11 protein-coding genes and 1 pseudogene are annotated in these 13,262 nt (G+C 74.8%); 5 read left to right on the top strand and 7 right to left on the bottom strand.

The genetic code is table 11. The features are described 5' to 3' along the window. Positions 1 to 2 precede the first annotated feature (2 nt). Together NUM_RS20620 and NUM_RS20615 are read left to right on the top strand one after the other, a co-directional pair. Entirely contained in the window at positions 3 to 2,597 is a 2,595-nt protein-coding gene (locus NUM_RS20620; protein ID WP_207126542.1) for a carboxypeptidase regulatory-like domain-containing protein, read from the top strand. A 26-nt stretch (positions 2,598 to 2,623) separates the two neighbouring features. Further along, complete coding sequence (locus NUM_RS20615; protein WP_207126541.1) at positions 2,624 to 5,458, top strand: PA domain-containing protein; 2,835 nt, start codon at positions 2,624 to 2,626, stop codon at positions 5,456 to 5,458. Between the two features lie 242 nt (positions 5,459 to 5,700). On the opposite strand, the gene NUM_RS20610 is transcribed toward NUM_RS20615, so the two are convergent. From NUM_RS20610 to NUM_RS20585, 6 genes are all read right to left on the bottom strand, one after another. Continuing rightward, positions 5,701 to 6,522, bottom strand: coding sequence for an alpha/beta hydrolase family protein (locus NUM_RS20610; protein WP_207126540.1), 822 nt, complete (start codon positions 6,520 to 6,522; stop codon positions 5,701 to 5,703). A gap of 61 nt (positions 6,523 to 6,583) precedes the next feature. Further along, entirely contained in the window at positions 6,584 to 7,150 is a 567-nt protein-coding gene (locus tag NUM_RS20605; RefSeq protein ID WP_207126539.1) for a class I SAM-dependent methyltransferase, read from the bottom strand. 2 nt (positions 7,151 to 7,152) lie between these two features. Then, on the bottom strand, positions 7,153 to 7,440 hold the full coding sequence (locus NUM_RS20600; RefSeq protein WP_207126538.1) for an Lrp/AsnC family transcriptional regulator: 288 nt from the start codon (positions 7,438 to 7,440) through the stop codon (positions 7,153 to 7,155). A gap of 257 nt (positions 7,441 to 7,697) precedes the next feature. Continuing rightward, positions 7,698 to 8,534, bottom strand: a complete 837-nt coding sequence (locus NUM_RS20595) for a nucleotidyltransferase family protein (RefSeq protein ID WP_207126537.1) — start codon at positions 8,532 to 8,534, stop codon at positions 7,698 to 7,700. Then, positions 8,524 to 9,108 carry an NUDIX hydrolase gene (locus NUM_RS20590; protein WP_207126536.1) on the bottom strand — a complete coding sequence of 195 codons (585 nt, stop codon included), beginning with the start codon at positions 9,106 to 9,108 and terminating at the stop codon, positions 8,524 to 8,526. The genes NUM_RS20595 and NUM_RS20590 overlap by 11 nt, the downstream gene beginning before the upstream one ends. Positions 9,109 to 9,221: 113 nt before the next feature. Further along, positions 9,222 to 10,106 carry a sigma-70 family RNA polymerase sigma factor gene (locus NUM_RS20585; protein ID WP_225918728.1) on the bottom strand — a complete coding sequence of 295 codons (885 nt, stop codon included), beginning with the start codon at positions 10,104 to 10,106 and terminating at the stop codon, positions 9,222 to 9,224. A gap of 68 nt (positions 10,107 to 10,174) precedes the next feature. On the opposite strand from NUM_RS20585, the gene NUM_RS20580 reads away from it, so the two are divergent. Beyond that, a complete protein-coding gene (locus NUM_RS20580) occupies positions 10,175 to 10,927 on the top strand; it encodes an FMN-dependent NADH-azoreductase (protein ID WP_207126535.1) in 753 nt (250 codons plus the stop codon). Between the two features lie 12 nt (positions 10,928 to 10,939). Here the strand turns inward: NUM_RS20580 and NUM_RS20575 are convergent, their stop codons facing one another. Further along, positions 10,940 to 11,581 carry a TetR/AcrR family transcriptional regulator gene (locus NUM_RS20575; RefSeq protein ID WP_207126534.1) on the bottom strand — a complete coding sequence of 214 codons (642 nt, stop codon included), beginning with the start codon at positions 11,579 to 11,581 and terminating at the stop codon, positions 10,940 to 10,942. Positions 11,582 to 11,747: 166 nt separating this feature from the next. On the opposite strand from NUM_RS20575, the gene NUM_RS20570 reads away from it, so the two are divergent. Both NUM_RS20570 and NUM_RS37265 read left to right on the top strand, forming a co-directional pair. Beyond that, positions 11,748 to 12,962 (top strand): cytochrome P450, encoded by a 1,215-nt coding sequence (locus tag NUM_RS20570; protein WP_225918727.1) that lies wholly within the window; start codon positions 11,748 to 11,750, stop codon positions 12,960 to 12,962. Between the two features lie 10 nt (positions 12,963 to 12,972). After that, a pseudogene (locus tag NUM_RS37265) lies at positions 12,973 to 13,170 on the top strand (ferredoxin); the annotation flags it as partial. Positions 13,171 to 13,262: the final 92 nt, after the last annotated feature.

Raw genomic sequence — 13,262 nt, 5'->3', positions numbered from 1 at the left:
CGATGCGATGGAGACTCCAGCAACTGGTGCCCCGGTGGGTACCGACCGGTAGGCGCGGCAGGTTCGCCGCGCTCGGTGCGGCGGTGGGCGTGCTGGCGCTGCTGGCCGGCGGCACCGCGTTCGGCATGGTCGCGACGGGCGACGAGGCGCCACCGGCGACGCACGCGGCCGCCGCGACGGCGTTGACGGCGAACACCCCGACCGGCTGCAACACGACGCCGAAGAAGGGGTTCGTACGCTGCCTGTCGGTGGTGCGCACCGCGCCGGACCACGAGATCGTCCCGAACGACAGCGGACCGCGCCCGTCGTCGCTGTCCCCGGCCGACATCCAGCGCGCGTACCGGCTGCCGGAGACCGGCGGGCAGACCGTGGCGATCGTCGACGCGATGGGGTACTCGTCGGCCGAGGAGGACCTGGCCACCTACCGGGACCACTACGGCCTGCCCCCGTGCACGACGGCCAACGGCTGCTTCACCAAGGTGGACCAGCGCGGGGGCACGCAGTACCCGCCGGACGATCCCGGTTGGGCGATGGAAACCGCGCTGGACATCGACGCGGTGTCCGCGGCGTGCCCGACCTGCAGCATCCTGCTGGTGGAGAGCGACGACGCGAGCGTCGAGAACATGGGTGCCGCGGTCGACAAGGCGGTCGAGCTGGGCGCGAAGTACGTCTCCAACTCGTACGGCATCGCCGGTGAGTTCGCCGACGAGGCCGCCTACGACCACTTCTACGACCACCCGGGCGTGGTGGTGACCGCCTCGTCCGGCGACGACGGCAACGTGACGAACTGGCCGGCCACCTCCGACAAGGTCGTCTCGATCGGCGGTACCCGGCTGACCCGGGACGGCTCCACCGCACGCGGCTGGACCGAGTCGGCGTGGGCGGAGGCCGGGTCCGGCTGCTCGCCGTACGAGCCGAAGCCGGAGTTCCAGCACGCCGTCGACACCGGCTGCGACCGGCGTGCCAGCGCCGACCTCGCCGCGGTCGCCGATCCCGCCTCCGGCCTGGCCGTGTACGACACGCTCGGCTACGACGGGTGGCTGCAGGTCGGCGGTACCAGCCTGTCCTCGCCGCTGGTGGCCGCGATGTACGCGCTGGCCGGCCCGCCGGCGGCGGACACCTACCCGGTGAGCTACCCGTACCACGACCCGCAGCGGTCCGACCACCTGTTCGACGTCACCACCGGGACGAACGGGACCTGCGGGAACGTGTTGTGTACCGCCGGGGTCGGCTGGGACGGCCCGACCGGGCTCGGTACCCCGAACGGCGTCGCGGCGCTGTCCGGCGGCCCGCACGGCGACATCGTCGGCCACGTCACCGACGCCGCCACCGGTACCCCGGTCGCCGGCATGACGATCAAGGCGAGCCCGGGCGGCTACCAGACCCGGACCGGCAGCGACGGCGGCTTCGACCTGAACGTGGCGGCCGGCAGGTACGACCTGTCGGCGAGCAGGTACGGCTACCGGACGGCCACGAAGGACGGCGTCGAGGTCGGCGACGGTGAGCGGGTGACCGCCGACCTGTCGATGACGCCGCTGCCGCACGCGACGCTGCGCGGCCGGGTCACCGACGGCTCCGGCCACGGGTGGGGCCTGTACGCGCGGATCACGATCGACGGCTATCCCGAGGGGCCGATCCACACCGACCCCACGACCGGCCGGTACCAGGTCGACCTGCCGGCACCGGCCACGTACTCGCTGCACGTCGACGCGGCGGGGGCGGCCGTGGCGACGGTGACCGACGGCTACCAGGCGAAGGACACCGAGGTCGAGCTGGCCGCCGACGGGTCGACCCGGGACGTCGCGCTGAGGGCCGATCTGGCCGAGTGCAGCGCACCCGGGTACGGCCGGGGTGGCTCGACCCAGACCTTCGACACCTTCACCGGTACCCGAGCGGGCGGCGGCTGGACGGTCTCCGGGCGCGGCTGGCGGTTCGACAACCCGGCCGGCCGGCCGCCGGCGCCGGGCGGCAACGACGTGTTCGCGGTGGCCGACTCGGGCGCCAGCGGGCACCGGCTGGCGACGACGCTCACCTCCCCGGTCGTGGACCTGTCCGGGCAGCGCTCGCCCACCCTGCGCTTCGACAGCGCGTACTACGCCGGCGCCGGTCAGCGCGCCGCCGTCGAGCTGTCCACGGACGGCGGTAAGCGGTGGAAGTCGTTGTGGCGCAAGGGTTCCAGCAACGCGATCGGTACGGTCGAGCTGGCCCTGCCGAGCGCCGCGAAGGCGCGGGTGCGGTTCGACTTCACCGGCCGGCGGGCCGGCTGGTGGTCGCTGGACGACGTGGCGATCGGTGCCGGCGACTGCACCGCGCAGCCCGGCGGGCTGCTCGTCGGCACGGTGGCGAACGCCGACGACCACGGTTCGATCGACGGCGCCCGGATCGGCCCCGACGGCGACCCGGCCACCAGCGCCGTGTCGGCGGCGACCGGCGACCCGGCCGTACCGAACTACTACGCGCTGTTCCTGCCGGCCGGAAGCCGCGCGCTGACCGCGACGCGGGACGGGTACGCGACCGCCACCCACAGCGTGACCGTCGAGTCCGGTCGGGTGGTCCGCTACGACTGGACGCTGGAACCCGCCGGAGGTACCCGATGAGCCCGCACCGAGCCGAGGAGAGAGCCGTGATCAGCACCCCCCGCCGGCGGGCCGGGTGGCGGAGGGCGCCGATCGCGCTCGCCGCCGCGGCCGCCGTCACCCTGGGCCTCACGTCGGTGGTCGCCCCGCCGACCGCGAGCGCCGCGCCGGACGGCGCGAAGGCCACCCGCCCGAGCGACCCGAACCGGGTCGGGCTGCCCGGCCTGACCGGCGACAGCCACGTCGTCACGCTGCCCACCGGTGACCGGATCACGCTGACCGGCGGGGCCGGGCACTACACGGTGCAGGCGACCGCGGCACCCGGCACCGACTCGGTGGTCACGGTGCACGCCACGACCACGCCGGCCGGCGTCACCGACCACATCACGGCGGACACCTCCGACACCTGGTCGCTGGTGCGTACCGGGATCGTCGATCGGAACCTGTTCGACGTGACCTGGCTGATGGCACACGGCGACACCACGCCGGCGGCGACACTGCCGATCACGATCCGGTACTCGGCGTCGACGGCCACCGCCGCGGCGGCCCGGCACGCCGAGGCGCTGCCCGGCGCCACCGTGACGCACGCGTCCGGCCGTACCGTGTCGGTGGCGGTACCGGCGCGGAAGGCCGCCGCCTTCTGGCGCGGCCTGACCGGACGCGCCGAGGCGGACGGCGCGGTGCCGGTCGAGCAGCTCGCCGGCGGCGCGGTACGGGTGTGGCCCACCGGTCACCGCAGCACCGCCGCCAGGCCGGCGGCGACCGGCAGCGACGGCGCGCCGCTGTTCACCGTCACGGTCGTGGAGAAGAAGTCGAAGGGCGGCTTCACCGCCGGCTGCTACCGGTCGGGTGCGAACTGCATCGGTCCGGTGTACCTGAGCCGGATCAACTCCCGCTCGTTCGACAGCTACCAACCGCTCGGTGCGGCGTGCGTCGACGAGGCCTGCACCCAGGTGGTCTGGAAGTTCAGCGTCCCGGCCGGCACCTACGAGGCGGACGGTTCGTACACCCAGCACGTCGGCAACCGGCGGCACTACGGGACGCTCGTCGACCCCGAGTTCGCGGTGGCCGGCGACACCACGACGGTGCTCGACGCCGACCGGGTGGTGCCGCTGGGCGTCGACACACCCAGACCCACCGAGGCGTACTCGCAGAACTTCAGCGCGGGCCGGACCACGATCGACGGCGCGTACGGGGCCGGGCTCACCTTCCCCAGCTACGGCACGGTGCTGGAGTGGCTGCCCACCACGTCGCCGGTCACCTTCGGCACCTTCCACGTCTCGACCCTGTGGCAGCTGGGCACACCGTCGCTGACGATGAAGGTGACCGCACCGACGAAGCTGGCGCTGCACGCCTTCTACCCGCACGCGTACGAGACCGTGCCCGGGGATCCGTTCACCCGCTTCGACGGGCGGCAGGCGTTGCAGGTCGTGGACGCCGGAGTCGGTGACCAGGCCGACTTCGACCGGATCGACGCCCGCGGCAAGCTCGCCCTCGTCCGGGCGCGCAACGGATTCGCCGGGCCGACCCGCGACGACTACGCCGCCGCGTCGGCCGCCGGCGCGGCCGGCATCCTCATCGACCCGACGAACACCGAGGACCCCAGCCTGTCGGCGGAGATCCCGGTCTTCCTGCCGTGGGGCGGGCTGTGCGACACGTTGCCGTGCGCGTACGCGTCGGAGATCCCGAGCGCGTCGATCTCGGTGGCCGAGGCGGCACAGGTGCGGAAGCTGCTGGCCGGCGGGCCGGTGACGGTGGCCGTCGCCGACGGCGGCGCCACCCCCTACCTGTACAACCTGCGGTTCACCGACGAGGGCGGGTTCCACCGCACCGGCCGCTACTCGGTCACCGACCCGGAGCTCACCCGGGTCACCGAGCGCTACCACGCGCCGGGCGGTTCGATCAGCACCGACTGGAGCGCCTTCCGGCCGAACGAGAACCTGGTCACCGGCATCGGCTACTACCGACGGCCGGCGCCCGCGACGACGCGGATGTACTACGGACCGGCCACGCCGGACCAGGTGTGGACCCGCAGCGCCGCCGGGACCCGGGCGAACGCGGGGCCGACCGCCGAGTTCACCCGGGACGTGTTCACCCCCGGGGTACGGGAGACCGACTGGCTCGGCGCGCTCGCGGCGCCGGCCACGATCGCGCCGCCGACCGACGTGTACGCGGCGCAGCCCGAGGGCAAGTGGACCGACTCGCCCACCGGGATGGTGTGCTCGCTGTGCCGCACCGGCGACTGGTTCTTCCCGTACGCCGACATGGTGCCCGGCGCGGCGCCGCGGGACTGGGGCGTGCAGGCGTTCGACGCGGGCAGCATGCACCTCTACCGGTCCGACGGTACCGAGGTGCCGCTGACGACCCACTCCTACGCCGACGCCTATCAGCTGCCGCCGGAGAAGCGGAAGTACCGGTTCACGGCGTCGGTCAACGGCATCGCGAGCGAGTGGACGTTCACCTCTGCCCGGCCCGGCGACGGTGACTACCCGACCGGGTACGAGTGCCTCGACTGGGCCGTGGCGCAGGACGAGCGGTGCGCGGCGAACCCGATCCTGTTCCTGCGGTACGACGGGCACACCGACGTGCACGACTCGGTCACCGCGTCCGCCGGCCATACCGTCACGATCACGCCCACCCACCAGCTCGACCCCGGTGCGGTCGCGCGGCTGCGCTCGCTGAAGGTGTGGACCAGCGTCGACGGCGGCAAGTCGTGGACGACGGCGGCGCTGAGCCGCGACCACGCCGGCGTGTACACCGCGCACTACCGGGTGCCGGCGAAGGCGCGGACCGGCGGGTACGTCTCGATCAGGGCGGTGGCGACCGACACCGCCGGCGCCACCCTCACCCAGACCCTCACCGACCCCATCGCGGTGTCCTGACGGTGCGGGGGCGTCCCGGCCGGGACGCCCCCGCACCTGCGCGAGGCGCAGACCGGCCGAGCGGGCGGAGGGGGCGCGGACCCGCCGAGCGGCCGAACGGGGCGCAGACCGGCCGAGCGGGCGGATGGGGCGCAGACCGGCCGAGCGGGCGGATGGGGCGCAGATCGGCCGAGCGGTCGGACGGGCGCAGCTCGTCCGGGCGGCGAGCGGACCCGCCGAGCGGTGCGGCGGCCGGGGCCGGGCTAGAGGGTGCGCGCGAAGTCGAGGATGCGGGCGGCCAGCGGTGTCGCGGCCCGGGTCCAGCGGAAGTGGTTCATCGTGGCGCCGGACTCCGCGGCGGTGTAGTGGTGCCGCTCGACGCTGGTACCGGTGAACTTCGCGACGAAGTGGTCGAGCGTCACCGGCGGGGTGAGCCGGTCGCCCTCGACGCTGGCCGCGTACACCGGCACCTTGACGTCGGCCAGCCGCGCGTCGACGTCCACCCCGGACAGCGGCGGGAAGTCACCGGTGCGCACCACGTACGCCCAGTCGCGCATCACGCCGGTCGACTGCCGGCCACCGAACCCGAGCCGGTGCCCCGGCCAGTACCCGAGGCCGCCGGACAGCGCGGTGATCACCGGCGTCACCGCGCGCAGCCCCAGCCCGTACCGGCCGGGGTAGAACCGGTTCCACGGCGTGCCGGAGGCGATCAGCGCCAGGCCGGCGCCGCTGCCACCGAGCGCCAGGTGCAGCGCCGCCGCGTGCCCGCCGAGGCTGTGCCCGATCAGCAGCGGCGCCTCGGCCCGCAGCGCCGCCAGCACCGCGGCCACGTCGTCGACCAGCTCGGCGTACCCGTACCGGCTGGTGCGGGTCGGTTGCGGGGTGCTCGCGCCGGTGCCGCGCAGGTCGGCGACCACGACGTCCAGCCCGCCGTCGGTGAGCCGCGCCGCGAACGCGTCGTAGTACGCCGCGGGCACGCCCATCGCCGGCAGCACCAGCGCGGTCCGGCCGCCGCCCGCCGGGTGCACCCGCAGCGCCAGCCGGTCGTCACCGCGCGGCAGGTACCGGGTCTCGACGGTGCTCATGCCGAGTCATGTTACCGACGGGTAGTCATGCCGGCTACGACCAGCGTCACTCCGGGGAACCTCAGGTCAGTCTGGTGGCGACGAGGGCGACGGCGCCCGGCCCGGTACCGACCTCGGTGGCCACGAACCGCTCGTCGGTCAGCCAGGCCAGCCGCAGCTCGTCCACCTCGCCCTCGAACCGGGGTGGCCACTCGTCCGACGCGGTGAAGTCGTCCAGCACCACCACGCCTCCCGGCGCGACCAGCGGCGCGACCGCGTCCGGGCCGCCCTGCTTGCCGCCGCCGTCGCAGAACAGCAGCCGGTACGGCCCGTGGCCCGTCGCCGCCCGCCAGTCGTCGGCGAGCACCGTCACCGCCGGGTCGTCGGCGAACAGCGCCGCGGTCGCCGCCGCGGCGGCCGGGTCCAGGTCCACCGTCACCAGCCGGCCGCCCGGGGCCAGGCCCGCGCGCAGCCAGCCGGCACCCACGCCGTACCCGCTGCCCAGCTCGCCGACCGGCCCGGCACCGGCCGCCGCGGCCAGGGTGGCGAGCAGCCGGCCCACCTCGTCCCGGCAGGAGCGGCCGAACCCGGCCGCCGCGGCACCCTGCTTGGCCCGTACCACCAGCGGCGGGGTCGGGCGGGTCGGCATGGTCAGTCCGCGTCCTCGAAGCCGATCGCGAAGGTCTCCTCCAGGTCGTGCTGCGAGTACGCCCGGAAGGCGATGTGCGTCTCGGTGTCGACCACACCGGCCGTCTTGCTGATCCGGTCGGCGATCACGTCGGCGATCTGGTGGAACTCGCGGACCCGGACGACGGCGATCAGGTCGACGTTGCCGGCCGTCGAGTAGACCTCGCTGACGCCGGGTAGCGCGGCCAGCGCGCTCGCCACCTCGGGGATCGAGTCGGTCTCGCACTGGATGAGGACGATCGCGGTGATCACCGTCTGCTCCTTGCTGTCGACCTGCGCGGCTCCGGTGCCGTCGGCCGTTCATGCTAGCCACCCGCCGACCCGACCCTCCCGGCAACCGGCACCTCCAGGGCCTGTCTCGAGGTCCGCGTGCCGGCTGCGGCGCCCCGTCTGCCCGCTCGCGGCGTCGTCGGCCAGCCCGGGTGCAGGCCCGGCGCCCGAACTGCCCTCCGCCGCCGCCGCGGACGAACGGGACTCGCCTCGCTCGGCCGGCGACCTCGAGACAGCCCCTAGGCGCGGACGGTGACGGGGCGGCCGGTCGGGGTGGTGGCGCGGACGGTGTCGGTGAGGGTCTCGTCGGCGGTGACGGTCGCGCCGGGCCACACGACGCTGCGGACCAGGCGCCCGGCCACCCGGGCACCGGGTCCGACCACGCTGGTACCGCCGCTGGCGTGCAGGTTCGCGGCGAGGTAGTCCCGGGGCGTACCGCAGTCGACGAAGACGCCGGCGAAGTCGACCAGGTCCAGTTCGCCGGCCGCCTCGGCGCGACGCCACGGCACCTGCAGTTCGCTGGTACCGGTCGGCAGCGCGCACACCTGCGGCCAGGTCATCAGGCTCATCCCGGCGAACCGTTCGGTGCGGCGCGGTGCGCCGAAGTCGCCACGAGCCTCGTCGTGCACGGTGAGCAGCCGGAACCGGTGCCGGTCCCAGCCGGCCAGCAGCGACCGGGCGGCCTCGACGCCGTCGGCGAGGTAGCCGTCCGCGTTGCACACCAGGACGTCCCGGCCGTCGATCCAGTCGCGCAGCCGGGCCACCCCGCCGCCGGTGCCGAGGGCGGGCGGCGCCTCGACGGAGACGCGTACCGGCCGGTCGGCGAGGTGTTCGACGATGTCGGCGGCGCGGTAGCAGGCGTTGACGGCCACGTCGGTGACGCCGGCCGCGGCCAGCCGCGCCAGGGCGCGGTCGAGCAGCGGCACGTTCGCCACCGGGCACAGCGGCTTGGGCAGCAGCTCGGTCAGCGGCCGCAGCCGCGTCCCCTCCCCGGCGGCCAGCACGACCGCGCACAGCTCCCGCGGCCGGTCCGGTACGCGATGGGGTGGTGCGGGGCGGGGTGGTTCAGCGGTCAAGGCTGAACACCGCGGTGTCCGGGTCGTCGGCGCCGGCGAGCGGCCCCAGCCCGTACCGGGCGACCAGCCGCGCGGTGGGCAGCGTGAGCCGGGGCAGGTCGGTGACCGGATGCCAGGCCAGCTCGTCCACCTCGATGCCGTCCGCCTCGGCCGGATGGTCCGCCGGGTCGACGTGCGCGACGAACACCGTGTCGACCCACTGGCCGCGCGGGTGCACCACCGCGTTCGGCACCGCCGGGACGAACGCGTCCAGCGGCAGCCGTACCCCGGTCTCCTCGCGCAGCTCCCGCGCGGCGCACTGCAGCGGCGACTCGCCCCGGTCGATCAGCCCGCCGGGCAGGGTCCAGCCGAACCCGGGTGGCTGGCGCAGCAGCAGGATCCGCGCGGTGTCCGGGATCCGCGGCGCCGGCGTGTCGCCGACGCTGTGCACGTCCAGCAGCAGCGTCACCCCGCCCAGCGTGTACGTCGGGGCGACGGTGCGCACGATGCGCCGGCGCACCTTCATCGGCAGCCGGTGGAAGGCCCGGAATCCGACGTAGTACGCCTGCTCCCGCAGCCCGCGCCGAGACGTCATGCCCCCAGGCTATCGGCACGGCCGCCCCCGACGGCCGCGCGCCCACGTTCGCACCTCCACGTACCGCCGCGGCCACGCTCGGCGCGCGTCGGTCGGCGCCGTCGCCCGCCGGGTCAGGGGAGCAGCGCGAGGTCCAGGTGGGCGAGCCGCTCCGGATCGGCGATCACCTCGTACTCGGTGATCACGTCGCCGTCGACCCGGAACGCCAGCGCGAACCGCAGCCGCCCGCCCGGTGCGACGACCGCGCCGATCCGCCCGTTCACCAGTACCAGCTCGGCCAGGCGGGAGCGGCCGGCCAGCGCCACCGTGCCCCGGGCGACCTGCTGCGCGCCCCGTACCACCGCGGCGGCGCCGGGCGGCAGCGCGGCCGGGTCGGAGCGCCGCACCACGTCCGGCGCCAGTACGGCGAGGATGCCGCCGAGGTCGCCGGAGCGGGCGGCGGCGAGGAACGCGGCCACCACCCGGCGCTGCCGGGCCAGCTCGTCCGCCGGTACCGCCGGGGTGCCCCGGACCTTCTGCCGGGCCCGGCTGGCGAGCTTCTTGGTGGCCACCGGGCTGCGCGACACGATCGGCGCGATCTGGTCGAACGGCACCGCGAACATGTCGTGCAGCACGAACGCGACCCGTTCGGCCGGCTCCAGCGTGTCCAGCACGATCAGCAGCGCGCGGCTGACCGAGTCGGCCAGCGCCGCGGTGTCGGCCGGTTCGGCCGCCGCGCCGGGTACCTCGTCGAGCTGGCCGGTCTCGGTCGGGTCCTCCGGCCGGGACCGGCGGGCGCGCAGCACGTCCAGGCAGATCCGGGTGACCACGGTGCGCAGCCAACCGCCCAGGTTGTCCACCTCGTCCGCGTCGACCCGGCTCAGCCGCAGCCACGCCTCCTGCACCGCGTCCTCGGCCGCCGTCGGCTCGCCCAGCATCCGGTACGCCACCGCCCGCAGCCGGCCGCGTTCCGCCTCGAACCGGGCCGCCAGCCCGTCGTCCGCCACCTGCACGGTCACCTCTTCCCGTCGTGGCCCGTCAACCGGAATGACGTACCCGACGCCTCAACGGTGACAGGAGAACCACGATGTCGTTGCTGCACCTCGATTCCAGTGCCAACCGGTCCGGCGAGTCGATCAGCCGGGAGCTGACCGCCCGGTACGCGGAGCGCTGGCGCACCGCGCACCCCACGGCGCCGTACCGGTACCGGGATCTCGCCGCGGATCCGGTACCTCCGGTCGGCACCGGCTACTGCACGCTCGGCCGCCGGGTGGAGCGCCACGGCGGGGTACCGCTGAGCCGGGTCGGCGCGCTGGCCGCCGACGCCGACGAGCGGTGCGAGTGGGAGCTGTCCCGGCCGCTGATCGACGAGCTGTTGGCCGCCGACACGGTGCTGATCGGCGCGCCGATGTACAACCTGTCGGTACCGGTCGCGCTGAAGGCGTGGATCGACCGGGTCACCTTCCCCGGCGCGTACCTCGATCCGGACACCGGTGCGCCGCTGCTGCGCGACACCAGGGTCGTGGTGCTCGGCGCCCGCGGCGGCGCGTACGGGCCCGGCACGCCGCAGGAGGGCAACGATTTCCACACCCCGTACCTGCGGGCCTACTTCGTCCGGCAGGGCGTCGCGCCGGAGCACCTGCGGTTCGTGCACGCCGAGCTGGCGCTCGCCGACCTCGCTCCGGCGCTGGCCCGGTTCCGCCCGCAGGCCGCCCGCTCGCTCGCCGCCGCCCGTACCGCCACCGACGCCGCCGCGACCTGGCGCGACAGCGCCGCCGGCGGCGACGTGACCGACAGCTCTGCGACCGGGGGCGTGAACGTTCCGGCACGGGCTCGTTGAGCCGTTCGCCGGCTACTCGGCGGCGAACGGGAACACGTCGGCGAGGCCGAGCGGCCGGCCGGGCAGCGGCTCGTCGCCGCCGGTACCGAGGGCGTCCAGGACCAGGCCGAGGCAGCGTTCGGTGAGCAGGTCGCGGTGCGCCTCGTCGAAGCCGGGCAGCGGGCGGATGGTCATGATCGCCATCGCGAGCACGTCGCCGGCGCCGATGTCGCGGCGCAGGCTGCCCTGTCGTTGCGCGGCGGCGACGAGCTCGTCGAGCAGTGCGAGGATCTCCCGGCGGCTCGCGGCGGCCGCCGGATCGCGGTGGAAGCTGTCCGGCGCCTCCTCGGCGGCGACCGACAGCCGTTGCGACAGCCGCAGGTCCAGCGAGAGCCGGACCACCCGGCGCAGTGCCTGCCAGGGGTCGGGCTCCTCGGCGACGGCGGCGCGGGCGGCGGCGCGGATGCGTTCGAGGTTGTCCAGACCGACCGCGTGGATCAGCGACGCCCGGTCCGGGAACCGGCGGTACAGGGTGCCGACGCCGCAGCCGGCGCGCCGCGCGATCTCCTCCATCGGTACGTCCGGGCCGTTCTCGGCGAACAGGGTGCGGGCGGCGGCGATGATCTGCTCCCTGTTGCGCCGCGCGTCGGCCCGCATCCGGATGCCGTCGGTCATCGCCGTCCTCCCCGTCACCGTGCCCGGATTCTTGCACGGCGGCCTCGCCGGTACCGTGGCTCGCTCCCTTTCGTCACATTTCATGGCGACTATCTGGACGAACTTCTTCCGGTTGCCTACGGTCAAGTGGAGGAAATCCATCCGCATCGGCAGAGGAGAGACGACCGTGGCCACCACACCGGAGACGCCCGTACCTGCTCCGACGTACCCGATCGAGCGAGGCTGCCCGTTCGAACCGCCCGAACAGCTGGCCGGGCTGCGCGACACCGGGCCGGTGTCCGCCCGGCTGCCCGGCGGCCAGTACGCCTGGCTCGTCGCCCGGCACGCCGACGTACGGGCGGTGCTCGGCGACGGCACCCGGTTCAGCGCCGACCGGGCCCACCCGGCGTTCCCGCGGCCGTTCGCCGAGGCGCCGGCACAGCCGGTCCGGCCGCTGTCACTGATCGGCATGGACGGCGCCGCGCACACCGCGGCCCGTCGACTGGTCGTCGGCGAGTTCACGGTGCGGCGGGCCGAGGCGATGCGCCCCCGCATCCAGCAGATCGTGGACGACCGGATCGACGCCATGCTCGCCGCCGACCGCCCGGTCGACCTGGTCACGGCGCTGTCGCTGCCGGTCCCGTCGCTGGTGATCTGCGAGCTGCTCGGCGTCCCCTACGCCGACCACGACTTCTTCCAGCGGCGCAGCAGCATGCTGCTGCGCCGCGACATCGGCGGCGCCGAGCGCAGCAACGCGATGGACGAGCTGATGTCCTACCTGGACACCATGGTCACCGAGAAGGAACGCGATCCCGGCGACGACCTGATCGGCCGGCAGATCGTGCGTCGCCGCGCCGCCGGCGGCTACCAGCGGGACGAGCTGGTGTCGCTCGCGGTGCTGCTGCTGATCGCCGGGCACGAGACCACCGCCAACATGGTCTCGCTCGGTACGTTGGCGCTGATCGAGCACCCGGCCGAGGCCGCCGCGCTGCGCGCCGACGCGTCCCGCACCCCGGCCGCCGTCGAGGAGATGCTGCGGTACTTCACCATCGTCGACTCGGTCACCTCGCGGGTGACCACCGAGGAGGTCGAGATCGGCGGCCGGCGGATCGGCCCGGGGGAGGGGGTCGTCGCCCTCGGGCTGTCCGCCGACCACGACCCGGCCGCCTTCGACCGCCCGGACGAGCTGGACCTCGATCGCGGCGCCCGGCACCACGTCGCGTTCGGCTTCGGCCCGCACCAGTGCCTCGGCCAGAACCTGGCCCGCGCCGAGCTCGCCGTCGTGTTCGACACCGTACTGCGGCGGCTGCCCGGGCTGCGGCTGGCCGGCGCGGTCGACGAACTGCCGTACAAGGACGACGCCAGCATCTACGGCATCCACCGGATGCCGGTCGAGTGGTAGGAGCGAGACGATGCGTGTCACCGCGAACCGGGACGTGTGCATCGGCGCCGGTCAGTGCGTGCTGACCGAGCCGGCGGTGTTCGACCAGGACGACGACGGCACCGTACTGGTGCGCCTCGACCGGCCCACCGGCGAGACCGCCGACCGGGTCCGCGAGGCGGTGGGCCTGTGCCCGTCCGGCGCCCTGCGCCTCGACGACGACCGAGGCCGCGAGCGGCCCGACGGCCGGGAGCGGCCCGACGGCCGGGAGCGGCCTGATGACCGAGGCCGCGAGCGGCCTGACGACCGAGGCCGCGAGCG

It is taken from the genome of Actinocatenispora comari (genome assembly GCF_017312725.1).
Taxonomy (GTDB): Bacteria; Actinomycetota; Actinomycetes; order Mycobacteriales; family Micromonosporaceae; genus Actinocatenispora; species Actinocatenispora comari.
This window is presented reverse-complemented; position numbering and strand designations above follow the sequence as displayed.